General features: G+C 44.3%; 21 protein-coding genes. 10 read left to right on the top strand and 11 right to left on the bottom strand.

The genetic code is table 11. The features are described 5' to 3' along the window. Window positions 1-12: 12 nt before the first annotated feature. The 4 genes from ACMXYS_RS03885 (at window position 13) to ACMXYS_RS03870 (ending at window position 4,567) form a co-directional block, all read left to right on the top strand. The gene (locus ACMXYS_RS03885) at window positions 13-2,049 is read left to right on the top strand and encodes an SUMF1/EgtB/PvdO family nonheme iron enzyme (protein WP_415897646.1); all 2,037 of its coding nucleotides are present in this window, start codon (window positions 13-15) and stop codon (window positions 2,047-2,049) included. A gap of 82 nt (window positions 2,050-2,131) precedes the next feature. After that, window positions 2,132-3,547 carry a DUF4139 domain-containing protein gene (locus ACMXYS_RS03880; RefSeq protein ID WP_415897645.1) on the top strand — a complete coding sequence of 472 codons (1,416 nt, stop codon included), beginning with the start codon at window positions 2,132-2,134 and terminating at the stop codon, window positions 3,545-3,547. Window positions 3,548-3,551: 4 nt separating this feature from the next. After that, the gene (locus tag ACMXYS_RS03875; protein WP_415897644.1) at window positions 3,552-4,142 is read left to right on the top strand and encodes a tRNA-uridine aminocarboxypropyltransferase; all 591 of its coding nucleotides are present in this window, start codon (window positions 3,552-3,554) and stop codon (window positions 4,140-4,142) included. Window positions 4,143-4,168: 26 nt separating this feature from the next. Next, complete coding sequence (locus ACMXYS_RS03870; protein ID WP_415887164.1) at window positions 4,169-4,567, top strand: GFA family protein; 399 nt, start codon at window positions 4,169-4,171, stop codon at window positions 4,565-4,567. An 8-nt stretch (window positions 4,568-4,575) separates the two neighbouring features. On the opposite strand, the gene ACMXYS_RS03865 is transcribed toward ACMXYS_RS03870, so the two are convergent. Further along, window positions 4,576-5,049, bottom strand: coding sequence for a tetratricopeptide repeat protein (locus ACMXYS_RS03865; RefSeq protein WP_415897643.1), 474 nt, complete (start codon window positions 5,047-5,049; stop codon window positions 4,576-4,578). Window positions 5,050-5,252: 203 nt separating this feature from the next. Here ACMXYS_RS03865 and cysK point away from each other — a divergent pair, with 203 nt between their 5' ends. Beyond that, on the top strand, window positions 5,253-6,221 hold the full coding sequence (cysK, locus tag ACMXYS_RS03860; protein WP_415883686.1) for a cysteine synthase A: 969 nt from the start codon (window positions 5,253-5,255) through the stop codon (window positions 6,219-6,221). Window positions 6,222-6,293: 72 nt separating this feature from the next. On the opposite strand, the gene ACMXYS_RS03855 is transcribed toward cysK, so the two are convergent. Next, window positions 6,294-6,479, bottom strand: coding sequence for a hypothetical protein (locus ACMXYS_RS03855; RefSeq protein WP_415883685.1), 186 nt, complete (start codon window positions 6,477-6,479; stop codon window positions 6,294-6,296). 70 nt (window positions 6,480-6,549) lie between these two features. Next, the gene (locus tag ACMXYS_RS03850) at window positions 6,550-7,479 is read right to left on the bottom strand and encodes a Dyp-type peroxidase (protein WP_415897642.1); all 930 of its coding nucleotides are present in this window, start codon (window positions 7,477-7,479) and stop codon (window positions 6,550-6,552) included. A gap of 187 nt (window positions 7,480-7,666) precedes the next feature. On the opposite strand from ACMXYS_RS03850, the gene ACMXYS_RS03845 reads away from it, so the two are divergent. Further along, complete coding sequence (locus ACMXYS_RS03845; RefSeq protein ID WP_415897641.1) at window positions 7,667-8,491, top strand: DUF547 domain-containing protein; 825 nt, start codon at window positions 7,667-7,669, stop codon at window positions 8,489-8,491. Between the two features lie 2 nt (window positions 8,492-8,493). Here the strand turns inward: ACMXYS_RS03845 and ACMXYS_RS03840 are convergent, their stop codons facing one another. Together ACMXYS_RS03840 and ACMXYS_RS03835 are read right to left on the bottom strand one after the other, a co-directional pair. Beyond that, complete coding sequence (locus ACMXYS_RS03840; protein WP_415897640.1) at window positions 8,494-9,336, bottom strand: sulfurtransferase; 843 nt, start codon at window positions 9,334-9,336, stop codon at window positions 8,494-8,496. Window positions 9,337-9,358: 22 nt separating this feature from the next. After that, on the bottom strand, window positions 9,359-10,636 hold the full coding sequence (locus ACMXYS_RS03835; protein ID WP_415897639.1) for a tryptophan--tRNA ligase: 1,278 nt from the start codon (window positions 10,634-10,636) through the stop codon (window positions 9,359-9,361). A 223-nt stretch (window positions 10,637-10,859) separates the two neighbouring features. Here ACMXYS_RS03835 and ACMXYS_RS03830 point away from each other — a divergent pair, with 223 nt between their 5' ends. Together ACMXYS_RS03830 and yaaA are read left to right on the top strand one after the other, a co-directional pair. Continuing rightward, on the top strand, window positions 10,860-11,135 hold the full coding sequence (locus ACMXYS_RS03830; RefSeq protein WP_415883680.1) for a hypothetical protein: 276 nt from the start codon (window positions 10,860-10,862) through the stop codon (window positions 11,133-11,135). Window positions 11,136-11,242: 107 nt separating this feature from the next. Next, window positions 11,243-12,019: a peroxide stress protein YaaA gene (gene yaaA, locus ACMXYS_RS03825; protein ID WP_415897638.1), complete on the top strand. Its 777-nt coding sequence runs from the start codon at window positions 11,243-11,245 to the stop codon at window positions 12,017-12,019. A 72-nt stretch (window positions 12,020-12,091) separates the two neighbouring features. On the opposite strand, the gene ACMXYS_RS03820 is transcribed toward yaaA, so the two are convergent. The 4 genes from ACMXYS_RS03820 to ACMXYS_RS03805 are packed head-to-tail and all read right to left on the bottom strand — an operon-like array spanning window position 12,092 to window position 16,053. Further along, a complete protein-coding gene (locus ACMXYS_RS03820; protein WP_415897637.1) occupies window positions 12,092-12,979 on the bottom strand; it encodes a Tim44 domain-containing protein in 888 nt (295 codons plus the stop codon). A 16-nt stretch (window positions 12,980-12,995) separates the two neighbouring features. Then, window positions 12,996-13,883, bottom strand: a complete 888-nt coding sequence (locus ACMXYS_RS03815; protein ID WP_415897636.1) for a DMT family transporter — start codon at window positions 13,881-13,883, stop codon at window positions 12,996-12,998. Window positions 13,884-13,900: 17 nt separating this feature from the next. Then, a complete protein-coding gene (locus ACMXYS_RS03810) occupies window positions 13,901-15,595 on the bottom strand; it encodes an NAD-binding protein (protein WP_415883676.1) in 1,695 nt (564 codons plus the stop codon). A 20-nt stretch (window positions 15,596-15,615) separates the two neighbouring features. Then, window positions 15,616-16,053 carry a DUF6394 family protein gene (locus ACMXYS_RS03805; protein ID WP_415883675.1) on the bottom strand — a complete coding sequence of 146 codons (438 nt, stop codon included), beginning with the start codon at window positions 16,051-16,053 and terminating at the stop codon, window positions 15,616-15,618. 97 nt (window positions 16,054-16,150) lie between these two features. On the opposite strand from ACMXYS_RS03805, the gene ACMXYS_RS03800 reads away from it, so the two are divergent. Further along, entirely contained in the window at window positions 16,151-18,985 is a 2,835-nt protein-coding gene (locus tag ACMXYS_RS03800) for an insulinase family protein (protein ID WP_415897635.1), read from the top strand. Window positions 18,986-19,014: 29 nt separating this feature from the next. Here the strand turns inward: ACMXYS_RS03800 and ACMXYS_RS03795 are convergent, their stop codons facing one another. Together ACMXYS_RS03795 and sbcB are read right to left on the bottom strand one after the other, a co-directional pair. Then, entirely contained in the window at window positions 19,015-19,482 is a 468-nt protein-coding gene (locus tag ACMXYS_RS03795) for a hypothetical protein (protein WP_415897634.1), read from the bottom strand. A gap of 25 nt (window positions 19,483-19,507) precedes the next feature. Continuing rightward, window positions 19,508-20,974 carry an exodeoxyribonuclease I gene (sbcB, locus tag ACMXYS_RS03790; RefSeq protein WP_415897633.1) on the bottom strand — a complete coding sequence of 489 codons (1,467 nt, stop codon included), beginning with the start codon at window positions 20,972-20,974 and terminating at the stop codon, window positions 19,508-19,510. A 125-nt stretch (window positions 20,975-21,099) separates the two neighbouring features. Between sbcB and ACMXYS_RS03785 the strand changes: the two genes are divergently transcribed. Then, window positions 21,100-21,525 (top strand): YchJ family protein, encoded by a 426-nt coding sequence (locus ACMXYS_RS03785; RefSeq protein WP_415897632.1) that lies wholly within the window; start codon window positions 21,100-21,102, stop codon window positions 21,523-21,525. Window positions 21,526-21,794: the final 269 nt, after the last annotated feature.

Raw genomic sequence — 21,794 nt, 5'->3', positions numbered from 1 at the left:
GGATCAGTCTTTATGAGCGACTCGCCAGAAACTATTTATGATGCTTTACAAGAAGGGACTCTCCTTGGGCCAGAGCATCATCGTTTTAAACTTATCAAACACAACAGTCCTCATCCGTTTGGACAACTATGGCAAGCGGAAGATGTTGGCGTTGCAGGCAGCCCTTTAGTTACCCTGCTTATTCTTAATCCCAATTTCCTTAAACAAAATAGTTTTGCCGAAAATATCAAAAAGCATGCAGCGCTCAGCAAGCAACTGCAAAACAAGCATATAGCGGAATGCTATGGTTTCTTCAGTCATAAAGGTGGGCTACTTTTCCTTTCCTACGAAAAACTTGATGGCCTGACCCTAGCGGCCCTCATTAAAAAAGGTAATTCACTTCAGCCCAATCAACAGCTGGGTCTGATCAGACAAGTTGCTTATGCTATAGATATGGGCTTTCAAAAGTTACGAAAGCCACATGCCTGTCTAGATAGCGAAACGATCTTTATCAACCGTAAAGGCGGGGTAAAACTAACACTCTTTGCCGTACGTGAATGTTATGAAGCGATTGCGGCTTTTAGCAAAGAGCCTTTCCATTACCAGCAATACCAATCGCCCGAAGCTTTTCACCCTAGTCAGTTAAGCCGCAAAACCGACGTATATTCTTACGCCTGCATTTTGTATGAGTTATTTACCGGCAAACCTGCTTTTAAAAGTACCGAAGGGGAAGCAGATAGAGTTCGTAAACAACTAGATCAACCTTCTGGATTAGATAATGAACAGTGGGAGGTTCTCCAAAAAGCGCTTTCAACCGATTTAGAAGAGCGTCCACCTAACTGTACAGAGCTTGTTAAAGCCCTCTTCCCTCCACAAACAGAAGACGAGACTGCGCCTGCCGAATCTGAAGGCACAGAAGATGGCGAAGCTACAACCGACGCTTCGGTAAACGATGATACAGAGAGCGAAGAACTTACATCAGAAGAGAGCAAGCCTTCTTTAAAAGATAAACTTAAGGTCGGCTTAAAGTTGCCTAAAATACCTAAAACAGCGATCTATACCATAGCAGGCTCTGTGCTGTTTATTAGTGGCTACCTGCTTGGTTGGTTTATCTCTGACTTCATGAACTTCAAAGAGAAAGACTTTCAGGCTCTGCAAATCAAGAAGCAGCAAGAAGCCTTACAGCAAATGTACGATTCTTTACAAGCTCAACAAGAGCTTCACAACAATCAGGAAAAAGAGCTTCGCTCGCTCACAATAAGCAAAGCGGTTCTAGAACATGATTTAGAAGCGGCCTTGAAAAAACTCAACAATCAAGAGCCAGATGAACCGGGACAGCAATTATTTAAAGATCAGATATCCGACACCCTATATGGTCCAGATATGGTCGTACTGCCTTCAGGAAACTTCCGTATGGGCGACCAAGCGGGCATTGGTGACGATAATGAAAAGCCTGTGCATGTTGTCACTATCAAAAAGCCATTTGCCCTTTCTCGATTTGAAGTGACCTTTGCCGAATATGATGCCTTTGCCAAAGCGACCCGCAGAGCCCTGCCCGATGACGGTGGTTGGGGGCGAGGTAATCGCCCTGTGATCAACGTAACTTGGCGCGATGCTGTTGCTTATACCAGATGGCTCAGTGGTGAAACAGGTCAGCCTTATCGCCTTCCGACAGAAGCTGAATGGGAGTATGCAGCTCGAGCTGGCAGCTTAACCACTTATTGGTGGGGAAATGAGCTAAAAGAAAATATGGCTGCTTGTGCAGGCTGCGGAAGTCAATGGGATGGTCAACAAACAGCACCTGTCGGTAGTTTCCCTGCCAACGAATGGGGACTTCACGACATGACCGGTAACGTTGATGAGTGGGTTGCAGATTGCTATCTCGAAAACTACGCTTCTGCACCTATAGACGGATCAGCTTACCAGAAGAGAGCTTGTAAAAATCGGGTTATGCGTGGCGGTTCTTGGTTTGAGATCGAGCGTTTAATTAGACCTGCCAGTCGCTACCGCCACCCGATCGATTCTAAACGCAATAGCTGGGGCTTCCGTGTTGCTTTAGATCTAGACTAGAACAAGTTTCAGGCTTAACTGCTCAGCCTCAGTTAAGCCTGGCGTTGCCTTAATGGAATAAAGATTCAGGGACAATATTGATATGAACAAACGCCAATCATACCTGTGCTTGCTTATAGCGGGCCTTCTACCATTCACTGCGCAAGCAGCGGACGCTCTTCAAATCAGTTCAGAGCAACGCAAGTCACTTAATCTAACGCTGTATAACCAAAACTTGGGTTTAGTTAGAGAAACACGCCAACTTCCACCACTACGTACAGATCAGAAAATCACACTGGAAGATGTCAGTGAACAGCTTCAAGTCGAAAGCTTGCGGATTGATAATGCAGGAAAAATTTTAGAGCAAAACTTAAATACTAATCTGCTAAACCAGCGCAATTTGCTGAAACATTATGTAGGTAAGCAGCTGCAACTAGCGCGCTTAAACCCTGTCTCAGGCCAAGAAGTTATTAGTCAGGTGGAGTTGCTTAACATGGACGGTAACCGCGCTCTGATTAAGCGCAACAACCGTTTTGAAAGTATTCCGCTTAATAATCAGTGGCGATTCATTTTCCCTAGCCTACCGCCACAGCTATTGAGCAAGCCAAGCGTAAACTTCCGCACCGCTGGTACATCGAAGTCACAACTCTCTCGTATCAGTTATCTGACAGGCGGTTTAAATTGGGGCATGGACTACGTTTTAACCCTGAATGAAGCAGGTAATAAAGCCTCCCTAGACGGCCTTGCTAGTTTAACCAACAATACTGGTGCGGATTACAAAGACACACAAATATCTCTCGTTGCAGGCAGCCTAAATAACCCTGGCAGCAATCGCCATGCAGAGATGCTTCAGGCCGATTTTGCAGTCGGCGCGATGGCTCGTTCAGCGCCTAAAACCATGGCACAAGAGAGCTTAGGTGACTTCCACCTATTCGATCTCCCTCGCAAGGTAGACTTGCTAAATGGGCAAGTAAAACAGGTATCTTTCCTTACAGCCAAAGAGATCCCTGTAGCACGTAGCTATAACTATGAATTCTTGATCTACCCAACCTTGGAACGCAATCAGCATCGAGTAAAACCTCAACTGACGTTGACCTTTAAAAACGATAAAAAGAGTAATCTAGGTACGCCATTACCTGCTGGTAAAGTTCGCACGTTTACCCCTGACAGCAAAGGCTCATTGCAGTTTGCCGGGGGCGGTAACATTGGACATACTGGTGAAAACGATGAGGTTAAGATCCAGCAAGGAAAAGCCTTCGATGTATCTATCCACCGTAAGCAAACGTATTTTAGTAAGACCTTTAACGGCTTTATGGTTGCGCAGGAGCTGAAAATCAGTAACAGCCGTACCACCGCCGCAAAATTAGAAATGACCGGTAATTTCCCGCTACAATGGGCGATGAAAGAGAGTAGCCACCCATTTGAAAAAGTGATGGGCGGCAGTGCGCGCTGGAAATTGGAAGTACCTCCTCAAGGCGAAGTAACTCTGAAATTTAAAGTTCAAATGGAAAAACGATAACACTTTGCCCGATTCATTTTGTGAAGGCTGTGGTCTAGCAACTCCCTATTGCTGCTGCAGCCAAATTACACCTCAAGGTAGCCAATTAAAGTTAGCATTGCTGCTACACGAAAATGAGCCGCCACGTCCAACAACCACCAGCAAGATTATCCAAAAGGTTTTGCCTAATAGCTCAATCTATATCTGGAAACGTACCGACCCGCCACAAGAGTTAATCGATCGCATTCAAGATAAGAATACCGATACTTGGCTGCTATTCCCTGCGGACCGCCCCGAGCTTATTAGTCGAAGCAAGAAATTCACAGGGAGTACACCAGATAGAAAAACTCTGATCATTATTCCAGACGGTACATGGAAAGAGGTACGTAAGATCGTTCGCAAAAGCCCGTGGCTATCCGACTTACCATTACTGGCGTTCGATCCAGAAACGCCAAGTCGTTACGACCTACGCCGCAATCCTGATAAAGACCATCTCTGTACGGCAGAAACCGTCACAGAGCTGTTAAAACTCAATAATGAAAACAGCGCCGCAGACGAGTTAGATCGAACCTTTGAGATCTTTATGACTCAATACAAACGATCTAAACAGAACTAGCCGACCAATAGTTAAGGAGAATATGGATGCCAATCACCGGTGAATGTTTTTGTGGCGAAGTGACATACCGTATTGATGGCCATTTAAAAGACGGCCGATCCTGTCATTGCTCCCGCTGCCGCAAGTTATTTAACGCCCAAGCTTCTGCAGTTGCTTTTGTCGAACCGGATCAATTCAAATGGACAAGTGGAGAATCCCTCTTAACCTCATACACCAACCAACAAGGCTTCGGTGTGAAGTTCTGCAAGAAGTGCGGATCAACCTTGTGTACCGTACACAATGACCAGGTATTACAGGTCACTTTAGGCTGCGTAAATGGTGAGCCTGAGATCGAGATTGGTCAACACATATATGTCGGCTCTAAAGCACGCTGGGAAGTTATGCCTGATGGTGTGACTCAGTTTGAAACCATGTCGTCGGAATAATTGAATAACTAAAGCTTTGACTGCTTAGCCTGCCACTGCTTTGCTCGCTCTTGATTAGGTTCTTGATCTAGCTCGCCATCGGTATAGATATCGACCAAGCGACGAACAGCAAGTTGATGCGTCTGCTCGGCTGCTTGTGTGTAAAACTTTAACGCCTTGGTCGGGTCAGGCTGAAAATAATGCTCAAAACCCTCTTCAAAGATTTTACCCATTTGATACTGAGCTTTTGAATCACCCTTTTCCGCCGCCTGCTGGATGTAAATCCCTCCCTGAATGCGGTTCTGTACGCCATCTCCACGGAAATGCAGTAGATGCCCATACACAGACAATGCACGTTTATGACCGTTATCGGCCGCAAAGCGAAACAACTTCATCACAAAGTCATGCTTCTTCTTGGAACGTTGTTTTATCGATGAGCGGAACAACGCATAAGCGATAGCAAAAATAAAAGGCGCTAGAAGTCGATTAAATGCACGCATCATAAGACCCTAAAAAGGCAATTGAGATCGTGAAAATAATACCATCATCGGCCCTAAAGATTGTAAATATCACCAAACATAGAAAAAGCCTTGATCAGCGCAGCAATTCTGAGATACAACTTCTAGACTTGATAACGAATAAAAGACGCGACATATATTCATTTTAGATATATCGCCTAATAAAAAGGATTAAACAGGGTAGCAGAATGAAGATTTACGAAGATAACTCCCTCACTATTGGTAACACTCCGCTCGTTCACCTTAAGCGTTTTGCTCCAGGCCTGAATATTTTCGGAAAGATCGAATCTCGCAACCCAGCTGGCTCCGTAAAATGTCGTATCGGCGCAAACATGATCTGGTCTGCTGAAAAAAGCGGTGCCCTAAAACAGGGTATGACCATGGTTGAGCCGACTAGTGGTAACACAGGCATTGCACTAGCTTTCGTTGCAGCGTCTCGTGGCTACGACATTGTCTTCACTATGCCTTCGTCTATGAGCCTTGAGCGCCGTAAGATCATGAAAGCACTAGGTGCTGAAATTGTTCTGACGGAACCTGCTAAGGGCATGAAAGGTGCGATTGATAAAGCACAAGAGATCGTGGATGCGAATCCAGATACTCACATGATGCTACAACAGTTTGAAAACCCGGCTAACCCAGAAATCCACGAAAAAACAACAGGCCCAGAGATCTGGAACGACACAGACGGCCAAGTGGATATCCTAGTCGCAGGTGTAGGTACAGGTGGTACGATCACTGGTACTTCTCGTTATATCAAAAACACTCAAGGCAAAGCGATCACATCCGTTGCGGTTGAACCTGTTTCTTCACCAGTTATTACACAGACGATTAACGGTGAAGAAGTTAAACCATCTCCGCATAAGATTCAGGGTATTGGCGCTGGCTTTGTACCGAAAAACTTAGACCTAGAACTAGTTGATCAGGTTGAGCAGGTAAGCAACGAAGATGCTATTGAAACAGCACGCCTGCTAATGGAAAAAGAAGGCATCATGGCAGGTATCTCTTGCGGTGCTGCGCTATGTGCTGCACTTCGCGTTGCGCAACAGCCTGAAAACAAAGATAAGAACATCGTTGTTATCCTTCCAGATTCTGGCGAGCGTTACCTATCTTCAGCTCTGTTTGAAGGCATGTTCACCGACAACGAAATGGTGCAATAAGTCTTACTAAAAAGTTCACATAAACGAAAAAGCCAGCATCATAGCTGGCTTTTTTATTAACTAATTTGCAGATCAATTTAATATTTCACGAATCTTTTCATGAGAAGGAAATTCATCTAAGTGTTCGACCTGTATTTTCCGATCACTTGTTTTAATGACATTGAACCAAGACGCCTTTCTTTGCTTACCTTTATAGCATCCATCAATTTCGTAATTTTCCCCATCAACGGTGACAACCGCGATTGCTCTGGTCCTCATATTGGGCTGCATAATATCGACTCTTTTTAAAAGCATACCCTTAAGCTTAGCCCAACATCAGTAAAGCTGCTTAATTATCAGCCAACGATTCTAAAAAGGACACCGATGGAGCAAACAACGAGTGCCCTGTTACCGCACGAGTATATTTCAGAAGGTGATCGGTATGACCATGGCCATCGCCCTCGACCATGCTTTGCAGCATCAGTGTAAAATTCTCCGGTGTCCGACAGTAACTAGCGAAAAGTAACCCGCACGTCTGAGTATCACCGTAAGGCATACTGTGTCTGAGGATTTCGATGGAGTTACCATCAGCATCTTTCAGGGAAGTCCTTTTGGTGTGCGCTGTCAGGGCTTTATCCGATGATGGATACTCAATATTATCCGCTTTAGTTCGCCCGACAGTATCTTCCTGCAGTTTAGTAGGCTGCGCGTTCCAGAATGGCATATTGTGCTCATAACGTTGGATATGAATATAAGAACCACCACTAAACTGGGCATCCTCTTCACCTACAACCGCCACACTGACTCGGTTATCTCCTTCAGGGTTTTCAGTACCATCGACAAAACCAGTAAGATCACGCGAATCCAGATATCTAAATCCTTCGATTTCTTCCACCAGCGTCACCGCATCAGCTAGCTCCTCTCGAAGCTTCTGCGCGACTAAAAAGTTAAGGTCTTTCCCTTGGGACCGGATATGAAAAAATAGATCTACAGGTGTATTAGGAGCAACGTTTTCACCATTTTCGAAATTTGGGAATGGCTTAAGAGCACTCGGTGCAGGTCCAATCTGCAGTTGCGACCAGTAGTGGCTACCGATCGCAGCAACGATATGAATCTCACCATCTGGATGACTTTGGTTGAATTCACGCTCAAGGCTAGGTACCTTTGCTAGTAGCTGTTTTACCCTGCTTAACGCATCTGCTGTTCGAGTTTGATTAAACGTCAGAAAAAGAGCAAATGGGCTTGCCTCTGCAATCACACCCTTTTGATACTGCGCCATAACAATGTCCTCAAAATCCCCTCAATAATTACCATCACAGTATAGAGGGATCTTACCTTTGCCAACATTGATTTAAATTGATCGCTTCGATAAAGCTTTTAAATAGAGCTTTAAAAATATTCTGTGAGGGAATTTTCAGCAATATTCAAAGTCACACTTAAAACATGCTTTTAATGAATAGTAATGAATGATGATAAATAAATTCTTAGCAACAGCCTGCCTATGGCTTTTCAGTACCCTAGCTATTGCAGCCCCAAGTGCCGAACTTTGGGATTTTTGGCTTAAACATGATCAATCAAGCACAGCCACTATCGACCATTCTGCCTGGGACCAATACCTGCAACGCTATGTTAAGCGCTCTTCTGATGGCATCAATCTGATCAACTACGCCAATGTATCTTCAGCAGATAGAACTGAACTTAAAGCTTATCTTCAACGCGTAGCTGCTATTAATATTCATCAATACAACCGCGCTGAACAGCAAGCTTATTGGATCAATTTATATAACGCGCTGACGGTTGATGTGATTCTGGACCATTACCCCGTGAAGTCGATTCGGGATATCGATATTTCACCGGGCTTTTTCAGCGATGGTCCGTGGAAAAAACAACTGCTAGCAGTGAATGGGAAACAAGTCAGCCTAGACGATATTGAACATCGTATCCTTCGCCCTATTTGGAAAGACCCACGCATCCACTATGCCGTTAACTGTGCATCAATCGGCTGCCCCAACCTTCAACCTCAGGCCTTTACCGCAGACAATAGCGAACAGCTTCTAAATCAAGGCGCGAAGGATTATATAAACCACCCTCGAGGCGCACGATTTGAAGGTAATAGCCTGCACCTTTCCAGTATCTATAAGTGGTTTAAAGAGGATTTCGGAAACAACGAAAGTGAGCTGATCGAACACCTAAAGCAATACGCCGATGCTGACTTAAAAGAGAAACTGAAACAAGCTACAGAGGTTTCAGACTATCACTATGACTGGAAACTAAATGAGATTGGTAGATAAATTTAGGACTTAGTCGCAATTGGACGAGCTGGATCTCTGATCCACTCGCTCCAAGAACCACTATAAACCCGGCTACCACTCAATCCCGCAATCTCCATCGCCAATTGATTGTGACAAGCTGTCACACCGGACCCACACATGTGAACCACGGCTTCGACCGATTTACCGCCTAAGACGCTTAACCACTCTTTACGAAGCTGAGCTACAGGCTTAAATTTACCCTCGGCTAAGTTATCCGTCAGTGGACGGTTTAAAGCACTTGGAACATGACCAGCGATTGGGTCGATTGGCTCCACCTCTCCTCGATAGCGCTCGGCTGCACGAGCATCAACAAGATAGATGGACTGAGCATCAAGTGCCTGTTCAACCTCGGCTACCGTCAAATTCTGATTTGGCAGTAACGATAATGTATACGCAGTAGAAGTCGGTTGTGGAATATCATCATTTAACTCACCGCCTAGCGATTGCCAAGCAGATAGACCTCCATCCAACACCGCTACCGCTTTATGCCCCACTAGACGTAACAACCACCAGCAACGCGCCGCCATAGCCCCAGCACAATCGTCATAAACAACGACTTGAGTGTTATTGTTCACTCCCGCCTGCGCTAAATGATCAACCAACTGCTCTAAATCAGGTAGCGGATGACGACCCGTTTCAGGCGTAATCGGCGAGGATAGATCCTGATCAAGATCGATATAGATCGCTTCTGGGATATGCCCTTCAAGGTAGGCATTTTTACCCGCCGAGGTATCCGCTAAATTAAAACGACAATCAAAAACTACCCAATCAGATTCTGATATGTGATTCTGAAGCTGTTCGGCGCTAATAATTGTCGTAAACATATTTAACTTAGCCTTTTTAAATTTATAGGTAAGCTGCTAGCTCTTCTTGAAGTAGATCAAGTTCATTCTGAGCTTTCTGCTTTTGCTTTTTCTTCAAGCCTTCAACCTGAGCCGTTTTCTCAGCGATCACAGATTGCGCAGCCGCTGCTTTGTCGTCCGCTTGCTCAACTTGCTCAAGTAGAGGCTTAAGCTGCATCAAGATACCGCGACGACGGCCTTCTTCAGCACGCGCGATCTCTTCAGCAGATTTTTCTTTTTTCTTTTTAACTTCCGTTTTAGCTTCTGCAACGTAAGTTAGTGGGCGAATACCAGCCGCAATTCGCGCCTTATCCATCAACGGAGAAGTGATCTCACGAGCTTTAGCGGCGCCCTTCTGTAGAACCTCTTCCACTTCACCAAGATCGTTCATCAACTCATTGTAGCGAGCACGTGGAGCAGACAATTTTGCGTCTAGGAACTCAAATAGTTCCTTCTTCGCATCGCCCCAACCGATACCGTTTTCGAACTGCTGGCGCATTGCAGCTGCTTCATTTTCATTAGCAAAGCAGTTGTATAGCTGGAAGATTGTGCTGTTATCAGCATCTTTAGGTTCACCCGGCTCGCGCGTGTCCGTTTTGATTTGCTTAATCAGCTTGTATAGTTCATCAGTAGAAGCAAACAGCGGAATCGTGTTGTCGTAGCTCTTCGACATCTTACGACCATCCAGACCCGGAATTAGCTGAGTCTGCTCATCCACTACCGCTTCTGGCAATGTGAACAGGTTTTCGTAAGTGTGATTAAAACGGCCCGCCATATCACGCGCCATCTCAATGTGTTGAATCTGATCCTTACCTACTGGAATAAGATCAGCATTGAACATCAGGATGTCAGCTGCCATTAGAATTGGGTAGCTGAATAGACCCATTGTGATGCCATCATCCAGATCGCTGCTACCCGCATCGCGGTTAGCATCAACAGAAGCTTTGTAAGCGTGAGCACGGTTCATCAGACCTTTAGAACACATGCAGGTTAGAATCCACGTTAGTTCCGTGATCTCAGGGATATCTGTTTGACGGTAGAAAGTCGCTTTATCCGTATCTAAGCCTAGCGCCAACCAAGTCGCTGCGATCTCACGTGTTGATTGAGCAACACGCTCTGGATCGTGGCACTTAATTAATGCGTGGAAATCAGCTAGGAAATAGCAGTTGTTGTACTCACCTGTCTGACTCATTTCGATGGCAGGCTTAATCGCACCCAAGTAATTCCCAATGTGAGGTGTACCTGTAGTAGTAATACCCGTCAGAACAGTTTTCTTATCCATTATTCACTTCTCTAATCTGCATGGCGTTGCCCGCTATAAAAAATGTGGCAACTCAATATATGTCACTAATTTAATGGCGGTTATAATACCGAAAAAACGTGGAGGTTGCCCCCATAACCCTCACTATTCCTTTGCTGTTTCTTGTATCCACCCAATGTCGAGATGACAGCGCTGCTAGGTTAGGGCTTAATAGGCCTACAACAATAACAATACTGAGAATTTTATGACTGATTCTATCGCTTCTTGGGTTACTTTATCCGCTCTGTTTGCCAGTGCTGGCTGGTACATTTTTCAAAGCCCTGAGCGTAATCTCAATGCAATCGTAATGTGTGTAATGTCGGGCATTTTATGCCTGTTCGGCGGTTTCCTTATTTCTGGTCTTTTAATGAAAATAACCGGCACGTTAGAAAACCCACTGATTCCAGCGCTACTCGTCTGTGTTGGCACAGCCATCTGCACTGTTGCTCATACGCTTTACAAGAAACGAACCGCCTCTTAATTGCAGATGATTCGATCCAGAAAAGGCCATATTAAAAATGGCCTTTTTTGTATCTACAGACAGGGTTATTATCTAGAGACTTTTTACTGCAAAGATAGATTCTTCCTATGCTGATTGTCGTATCACCTGCCAAAACTCTGGATTATGAAACTGCACCTGTCACTGAAACATACAGCCAGCCAGAGTTTCTTGATCATTCCCAACTCCTCATTGATGAACTGAAAAAGCATTCCGTACAGGATATTGCTCAGATGATGAAGTTGAGCGACAAACTAGCCAGTTTAAACGTTGCCCGTTATGAATCATGGACACCTGAATTCAATACTGAGAACGCTAAACAAGCAGTTCTAGCATTTAAAGGTGATGTATACACAGGCTTAGACGCTGAAACCTTATCGGATGATGACCTCACTTTTGCACAGAATCACCTACGTATCCTTTCAGGTCTTTATGGCGTGTTAAAACCGCTCGATCTAATGCAGCCATACCGCTTAGAAATGGGCACAAAGCTGACTAATAGCCGCGGTAAAAACTTATACGAATTCTGGGGCACTCAGATCTGTGAACGCTTGAATCAGGAACTTACTGAACAGAAAGAGCAGGTACTGATTAACCTTGCTTCTAATGAGTACTACAAAGCAGCCAAAGAGAAAAACATCTCCGCACGTATCATCACGCCAGCGTTTAAAGACTGGAAGAATGGGCAATATAAGATGATCAGCTTCTACGCTAAAAAAGCTCGAGGTTTGATGACCCGCTACATTATTCAAAACAAGATCGAAAACCCTGAAGACTTAAAAGGCTTTGATCTTGAAGGTTACCGTTTCGCAGAGAGCATGTCTGAAGGCGATACTTGGACATTCATTCGCGATCACGAAGAGTAAACCTCTTCGCTTATCCCAGATACAAAAAAGCCAAAGCATATTGCTTTGGCTTTTTTAGTGGTGGGTATAAGCTTAGTTTTGCTCGATACCTACGATAAACCAATCCGCATTTTCTTTAGTCATATCACGTGCCAAGTGCCACGTTTCATTAAACTCAGTCGCTTCAGAGGCATTCTCTTTCAACCAACCGTAGAAGTTAATGCTCACAATCACCTCATCTTCTTGAGTGATGAAGTTAGCTAACTCAGACATAACCGATACAACTTCTGTTACCTGATCAGCTGGTGACTTAGCACGCTCTTGCTGAAGCGCATTAAACAACTCTTCAGAAGTATAAGTACGGATTTCGTCCCAATCAGAACGATCCCAAGCCTTTTGTAGGTTTACAAAGTGCTCACGGGAACCTTCCAAGAATGCGTCTTTATTAAACCAAGAAGGAATCTCGATCTCAGCAGAATCACCCCAACCGGAATCATAAGCAGGCATTGGTTTAAACTCCTGCACATTCTCAGTTTGAGCCTCGCGCTGCATTGGCTGTGGCTGTTCTGGCGTATAAGGCTGACCTTGTCCATGACCACCTTGAGTAGCGTAATCTGGACGCTGCGCCTGTTTTCGCATCGAGAAGATTTTGTAAACAATAAAGATCACCGCGGCGATCAGAATCAGATCCATAAACTGTAGACCTTCAAACGCCCCACCGAATAGCAACGCGCCAAAAATACCACCCGCCAACAAACCAGCCATCAAACCACCAAAACCTTTTTTCTTAGGTGCTGTAGTTGTGTTTGTTGTCGTTTTATCAGCTTGCTTTTGTTGCTGTTGAGCAGGCTGTGATTTTTTAGGTGAAGAAAAGCTTTTACCAAATGAAGAACCACCACCAAAGCGTTTAGCTTCAGCTGTCTCAGCGATAGGAAGCGAAATCAAAAATACCGCCATTAAAGTAACCAAAAAAGTCCGCATTGTTTCTCCTACATAACTAGCTTTTACCGGCAACCGTACCGGCGACTACAGCGAGATAAATCCCTGTGAATATTAAAGCGATACCCCATAAATGAAAAGCCTGAACCTGCTCTGCGAGGAAAATCACTGATAATACAATCCCCCACATTGGCACTTGGTGAATAAATAATCCAGCTTTATGAGCGCCTAGCTTTTCAACACCATAATTCCAAAACAGATAAGCCAAGATAGAAGGAAAAATGGCTAAATAGGAGATCAGTAACATCAGATCCGTATCCCAGTGAATCTGCAAAGCTCTCTCGGTTTCCAACAGTGAAAGCGGTACTAGAATAATCACCCCTACGGTTAAAGAAACCGAGAAGAACGCAAACCCACTCATCTCTTTCGGTTTCCAACGCAATGCTAGGCTGTAACAAGCCCAAACAAACATTGCGAGTAGCACCCAAAGGTCGCCACTGTTGAAGTTAAGCGACATTAAAGCCTCTGGGTCACCTTTACTGATCAACGCTAAAACACCTAGTAGCGAAAGCAATACACCCAACCATTGCCGCATGGTCGCAGACTCACGAAGCACTAATGTGCTCATACAGAGGATCATGATCGGCATTGACGATTGCATCAACGTGCCATTCATAGCGGTCGTCGTTTGCAAACCGATATACGCCAAGGTGTTAAAGCCAGCAACACTCAAAGCGCCAAACAGCACTAACCTAGGCCAATACTGACGAATCACATCGCGATACTTATAAATGGTAGGGATAGCAAAAGGTAATAAAATAACGAACGCTAATGACCAGCGAATCAACGCTAGCGTAATCGGGGGGATATCAACAGAAAAAGCACGCGCTAAAACAAAGTTACCCGCCCAAAAAAGCGTGGTAAGCGTCAACAGTAGATAAGCCAAATATGACCTCGAAAGTCTTATTTATTCTTCTGCAAAAAACGCGAAAGTAGACTGTTACTCGCATCATTGCCCGTAATGACATAATGCAGGACATTATAATTATTTACAGTCCATTGCATACGGCGATTGGATTTATTTAAACCACAAATCAGGACTTCATCGCCCTCTTGTAGCTCATCCAACTCGCCAGGCAACATATCAATAAAATCCCCACGCTTTAACATTAGAGGAAAGGCATGTAGATTTTTCTTGCGATTGTGAGGGTCTTTAAAGAACAGAGAGAGCGTTAAGTCGAAGCCTTGTCTCTTTGCTTCCATAAAAGCAGGTGTTTCTTTCTCGCCTACGGTATAGGCCCAGCTATCTAACTCCCTGTCCCCTACCACACTGCTCATTCGATTAATCAATGTGTGTGCCCAGACATCGTCAAACTTATCCCGCATCTCTTCGATAAATATAGGCACTAGCGGCGATTTAACATGCGCAAGGATGCGGTTAGCGATAATACGCCCCGGCTCCATAATAAAATCAGCACGGCTGTTTTTAAAAACCAAGCCATTGGCATGGATGTTTTGTCTAACTACAGTCAGGAGTTTTGGGTTCAATTCTCGAGCGGTCATCATGATGGACAGGTTATCGGCATCATTATTGGTACCCGCAACGATACCCACTGCGTCCATAACCCCCGCTTCCATCAGTGTAACCGCTTCAGTACCAACGCCGGTTACTTGATGTGGAAGGTCTTTTATTTTTTCTGCATCAATATCTAAAACCGTCAGTTCGACATCACTTTCATCAAAATCGCGATACAACGCACGGCCAAAACGACCGTGCCCACAGATGATCCAACGCCCTTTTGTACGCTGATAGACGCTGGAAAGCGGACGATGGAATGGATTGTGAATCCAGTCATAGACCAGATGCATATAAGGCGCATGAGCCGCTAAAGAAAGATACTGTGCATAGGTACGGAACGGGTCCACTACCAGATCCGTACCAAAAGATTTTAGATTGGCAGAGGTAATATCAGATTCGGTACGACTGATCACCATCCGCTCAGGATTTAACAATTTACTAGCGATTGCAATAGAGAGATTAACCTGATCATGGTTCGTTAACGCCATGATGCCAATACATTTGGGATGCTGAAGGCCTGCCGCATCTAAGACATCGGGAAGAGAAGCATCGGCACAAAGCGCGGAAACAGAGACAGGTAACTCATCCATCTCTAACGCATCTATTTTGTCCTGATTGATATCAACAACCACCACGCGGATGTCACGTCGTACTAGCTGTCGAACAACGACACTTCCGGTCACACCGTAGCCACAAATCAGATAAAAGGGCTCGTTCATTTGCCGAACATCTGCAGTGAAGGAGCGCCTGCGCATCATACGGCCAAATACGGGTTCTTGTATCAGAGCCAGTGTCGTACCTATACCGTATAACCAAGCGATTACCGTGGCGTAGATGCAAAAGAGCGTCCACATACGTTGAGCCGAAGTGAATTCATAAGGAATTTCACCAAAACCGATGGTCGACCCCATAAAGGAGACAAAGTAAACCGCATGGAAGAAATCCATTCGGTAAACATTACCCTGATCATCCTCCCCAGGTATAAGTACAAATCCAAGTACTGAGATGGAGTAAACAACAATCAGAGTAATTAACGGTACCCTTAAGCGCCGTAAAAATAGATAGATAACGTTATTCATAAAGAATAATCGCTCAGTGCTTATCGACGCAGCATGGCAGTTTCAACTACCAACAAAATAACCGAGATAACATTGGCTAAGAGCGCGCCTGCACTTAGAGAAACAACGCTCGACATATTAGATGGGTCCATACCAATACCGCTAATCTGCTCTGCGTAACCCCAAATTCCTGCAGCGACGATTAGTTGCAGGTCAGCAACTAATGAGGTAGCTAGCATCAGTGCACCTAGATGTGTTCGGTCACCAAATTTAATGACTGTACAGATCATGCTGACAACTAATGCAGCAAAAAACTCGTAAACGTTATGGTGAGCTGGGTTTTCTATATCCCCAAGAAAGAAGCCAAAGTTGAGCGTCAATGCCAACACAATAAAAAACGCAAAAATCACTTTTTCCTTGTTCATCGCTTCCTTCAACTCCTGAACTTTTTTAACGAAGATCTGGATTGTAACACCCACGCTTACTAAATCCATTGAGTTGGATTAAGGAACCCTAACCGTTATGCTTTGTCACAACATAACATTTTGGTGTTTTTACGATTTAAGGCTTATTTTTATGCTAACTCTTTCCATGCCACGGCTAGTTATTTTTGCTGGTCTATTGTCTGCGGTTTTATCCACATCAGTATTCGCAGACGTCGAAAAAAGTCCCAACGATCCAAATGTATATCGCAGCCTAACCTTAGATAATCAACTGCGCGTTTTATTGATCTCGAATCCTAAAAGTGACAAAGCGGCTGCCTCTATGAATGTAGCGGTGGGATCTAGTGCTAACCCTAAAGATCGCGCGGGTCTAGCCCATTATCTCGAACACATGCTGTTCTTAGGCACCGAAAAATACCCTGCTGCGGATGAATATCAAAGTTTCATCCGTTCTCACGGTGGCGGCCATAACGCTTATACATCGATGGAAAACACCAACTACTTCTTTGATGTCACTGCTGATAATTTAGAACCCGCTTTAGATCGCTTTGCACAATTCTTTATTGCGCCGCTATTTGATGAAAAATACGTAGATCGCGAGCGCCATGCTGTTCACTCGGAATATCAATCAAAGATTAAAGATGATTACCGCCGTAGCTATGCCGTAACAAAATCTTTAATGAACCAACAAAATAGCCACAACTGGTTTGCAGTAGGTAGTTTAGAAACCCTAGCCAATACTCCCGAGCGCCCAATCCGTAAAGAGTTAATCGAATTTTATCAGCGCTATTATTCTGCCAATCTGATGGCACTTGCCGTGCAAGGTAGAGAACCACTGGACCAATTAGAGCAGATGGTAAGAGATAAATTCAGTGCGGTTAAAAACTACGATTCTAAAGCGTTTGAAACCAAAACCTCTCTGTTTAATCCGGAGCAATTACCGCAGTTGGTTAAGATCAAAAGCGTAAAAGATATCCGCTCACTTACGCTAACCTTCCCTACTGCTGAAACTCGCAGTCATTGGGAAAGCAAGCCGCTGTATTACATCAGCAACCTGATCGGCTATGAAGGCAAAGGCAGCTTACTTTCTCTACTGAAAGAGAAAGGCTTGGCAACGTCCCTTTCTGCTTCACAAGGTCATGATTTGGATAACCAAGCTAGCTTTATGGTCAGCATGCGCCTAACCGAACAAGGCCTAGAGCAGTACCAGCAAGTTATCCAAATGGTATTCCAGTATGTTGAATTGCTAAAACAGAGCGGAATTCAAAAAGCGCTATTTGATGAAGAGAAACAACTGAGCAACATCCGTTTTACCTTTCAGGAGCAATCAGAACCCATCCACATGGTGAGCGGTTTGACACGACAGATGCAATTTTTCCCAACGGAGAAAGTCATCTCTGCGAACTATACCTTTAATGAGTTTAAGCCTGAGCTGATTATGCAATATCTAGATCAGATCAAGCCAGAGAATATGCTGGTAACCATTAAAGCGCGTGATGTTAAAGGCAACCAAACAGAACCTGACTACAACGTACCTTTTGAAGTTTCTCAGTTTAACGCGGAAACCTTGAAAAGCTTCACCGTTAAAGCAATTGATCCGAAATTAACGGTTCGCAGCACTAACCCATTTATTGCTCAGGACCTAGATCTTCTAGCAGCAGAAACTAAACAAGCGCCTTATCTGCTGCAAGATAAACAAGGTTTCGAACATTGGCATTTAACCGATGTCAGCTTTAATGTGCCGAAAGCAAATGCCTATTTCACACTGCAAACCCCATTTGCCAATACCAGCGCTAAAAACTGGGTGATGAACAGCCTTTTCACTGAGATGCTGCAAGAGCAACTCAATGAAACACTCTACGATGCTTATCTGGCTGGTCTAGGCACGAATATTTATCCACATATGAAGGGCTTTACGGTTCGTTTATCTGGCTACAACGACAAACTCGATCTGCTAACAAAATATGTGGTTGATGCGATCAACAAACCTGATCTACCAAAAGAGCGCTTTGAGATCCTTAAGCAGAAGTATCTAGATAACTTAGCGAACCAGCTAAATGATAAACCGTACAATCAAACGACGAGCCGTCTGTATGAATTGCTTCTACCTCAATGGAGCAATGCAGAGGAACGTCGTGAAGCAGAAAAACTGACGGTTAGAGATCTTGCCGCTTATGCAGTTAAATTGCAGGAAACGCCGGACATTAAACTACTTACACATGGCAATATAAGCGAAGCAGACGCTAAAACAGTGGCTTCACTGATCACAGATAACCTATGGCAATCAGGCGCTAAAGAAGTGACGCCCATCCAGGTAGTTCAAATACCGCGCCAGCAGCAGCTTACTGATAAGTTAGTGATTGATCATGATGATTCAGCGATCTCTGTTTTGCTACAAGGCGATAACAACAGCAATAAAGAAAAAGCTGAATTCTCTGTATTGAGCGAAATTTTATCCGCGCCTTTCTACAATCAGCTGCGCACCGAAAAACAGCTGGGGTACATAGTCTTCGGTACGCCTTTACAGATGCACAAAACACCGGGTATTGCATTTATTGTGCAATCCCCTGTGGCAGACGGCAAAACGCTGGTAAAAGAGATTGATCAGTTCTTAATGCAATCGAGCAATTTGATCTCGCAATTAAACCAAGAAGAGCTGAACAAATTTAAACGCAGTGTGATTTCAAGAATCACTAAGCAGGATAAAAAACTATCCAGTCGTACCAAGCGATTCTGGCGAGAGCTCGATTGGGGTGAAACAGAGTTTGATACCCGTAAGAAGCTGGCGGAAGCTGTCAAGAAAGTAACCTTAGACGATCTATCCAAACGCTACGCTGGTTTGTTGGATCGCCGTTTAACGGTCTTAAGTACAGGAAAGAAGTTTGAACGCCCTGCAACCGAGCCGACACAATTAACTCGCTTGTTTAAGCAACGTAGAGATCAGGGTAATTTCACTCCTGATGAATAATCATATTTAATGAGAGAATAAAAGCACGGTTATTGGTCTGGATTGATAACCGTGCGCTTTTTAATTTTTTCTTGCTCTAATTCCAACTGTTTTTGCTTTTGCGCTTCTATCGGTCGAAAATAGACGGAGTCTTTCACTTCAGGCTCAACCAGCTCTTCACAGCCTTGCCCGAGAATAAGGCATCGCGCTTTCTTCTCATCCTTACCAATCTGCACAAAGATCTTGTCCTCACCTTTTAGAGGTGGCTTTTTCGGCTTACCTGCAGGTACTTCGTTGACTACAGGTGGAACATAAGGGATCACAACCGGCTCTGGCAAATTACTAGGCAAGTCCTTAGGTTTGATCTCATTCATGCGCTCTTTATCAAAGGTGCCTCTGCGCCAATCTTTATAGGCCGTTTCACCATCTACCGTGCCGTAGAAATAACCTTTAGGTGTGGTTATCTCATAATCGATAGGTACCTCGATATCTTCCTCCGCACTTACTACGCAAGACATAAGGCACAGACCGAAAGCAATCGATCTAATAGGCATCGTCAAAAGCATCTTCCATAGGATAAATAGCCTCAGCGTATACAGCTAACTCTTCTAGAATATGGCGTTTATTATCATCCATTTCAGGCTGACCATAGAGCTCATTCAATCGCTGATAGAATGTATCCATAGTCAAATGACCGCCCTCGCCCTTTAACAACTTACGACGACGGTAATCTTCCCATTGCATCTGCTCTTCGTGGCTTAACACGGAGCTGCAATTACGCGCTTTATAGCGCAACAACATCTCCTCAAGCCGAGGATCTTGGAATGGCAGATCCAGCTCAGCCAACTCCATAGGGCCCGTTTGGCGAATTTGATCCATAGATTTACGATCAGATGGCGTAAAGAAACCGCCACTGTATAGCATCATATCCGGATCGCTTTCTGCCTCAAAAGGGCTCTCACTATAGATATCGGCAATTTTCTGCGACAGACCAGTAAAACTTCTTAGCATCTGCAAATGCGTTCGACACACATCCCCATCAATCTGCAAACGGGCCGCTTCCTCAGTATTCAACATGCCGGCAGGCGCTATGATCGGGCACTTATTTATATGCACCTGCTTTAACGCAATTTTCGGGTCTGCGTCAGTGAGTTCTGAATGCTTGGTATAAAGTAAACGCCTCAACTCTTCGACCGGTAATTGCATCAGAGGTTCTGGATTCACACGCAGATCCCACACTAACACCCCATTTTTATTCACAGGGTGTGTCGCCAAGGGTGCCACAATAGCAGCATTACCATGTTCAACCGGATAACGAGAAGAAACATGCAACACAGGCTTATGACTTTGCGGGTCTAGAAGGTTTTGAATAGATTGCTTACTGCGGTTATTTAGCACGTAATTAAATAACTTAGGCTGCTTATCCCGAACCAGCTTTGCCATCTCAATCGTGGCATACACATCTGATAAAGCATCATGGGCATGACCATGATCAATACCATTAGCGACCGTTAAATCTTCTAGCCTTAGACTTGGAGATCCATCTTCATATTTAGGCCAAGTAATACCTTCGGGGCGCAAGGATCGAGTTAATCGCAACATATCGATAATATCCCAACGGGAACAACCGTTTTGCCACTCTCGGGAATAGGGATCAAAGAAGTTACGATACAAACCATATCGCGTTACTTCATCATCAAAACGAATACTGTTGTAGCCCACACCACATGTGCCAGGGCGAGCAAGCTGCTCATGAATTTGAGCAAAGAAATCCGCTTCACAAACCCCCTCCTCTATCGCTTTTTGCGGTGTAATCCCAGTAATCAAGCATGCTTCTGGATGAGGGAGTTGGTCCTCACTTGGTTTGCAATAAAACATCACCGGCTCTTCGATGATGTTTAGCTGATCATCGGTCCGAATGCCAGCAAACTGAACCGGCCAATCGCGTTTTGGATCTGCGCCAAATGTTTCATAGTCATGCCAAAAGAATGTTAAAGGCGCATTAGCCATAAATTATCCTTGCCAAAAGGGTAAATCTGATAGATATAATGTGGGTATTAGCTATATATATTAAAAGAATAGCCAATAGAACGCTCTGTATTTCAGATTAACATTTCAATGTTAAGGGTTCACCCATGTCTCATAATCAGGATGTAATGAACAAAGTTTGTCCCTGTGGTTCCAATAAACCGTTTGATTACTGTTGCAAACCTATCGTACAAGGGCAAAAACCTGCACCAACAGCGGAAGCATTGATGCGATCCCGCTACACAGCCTTCGCGCTGGGTGCTATAGATTATCTAATCAATACCACTGCGCCAGAAAACCGCGGCGAAGATGATGCCGAAATTTTGGCTGACCAAGTCAAATATACAAACTGGACAGGCCTAACAATTTTAGATACTAACCAAGGCAATCGTTCTGACGAGACCGGCATGGTTGAGTTTGAAGCAAATTTCGAAACAGATGATCAAAGTGGTACTTTGTATGAAAAATCGAACTTCCGGAAAGAAGATGGTTTTTGGATCTATGTTGATGGTGATGTAGAAATTCGAACTTAGTCATAATTCTGCTTATCGCTTTAGAAAGTAAGCTCAGTTATCAATATTTAATTTTTATCTGGGCTCATTCTCTAACACCTTCTATTTCTTAGACTTAGCCGAAATAGTCAGTGCTCTTGCAAACTATCTATGTCTTTCCTTTTGTAAAAGCCACTCAAAAAACATTAAATGCCAGTACATTATCTTAATGTCAACGCTGTCAGTCACTAAATTCTCAGGTAGAATATTGGCCCTTAAAGGTAGCGCGTTCCATCTTATATACGCGTAGC

Origin of the sequence: Neptuniibacter sp. QD57_21, from assembly GCF_047778075.1 — a bacterium.
In the GTDB taxonomy this organism is placed as follows: domain Bacteria; phylum Pseudomonadota; class Gammaproteobacteria; order Pseudomonadales; family Balneatricaceae; genus Neptuniibacter.
The sequence above is the reverse complement of the archived record's forward strand: the minus strand, read 5'-3'. Positions and strand labels throughout refer to the sequence as shown.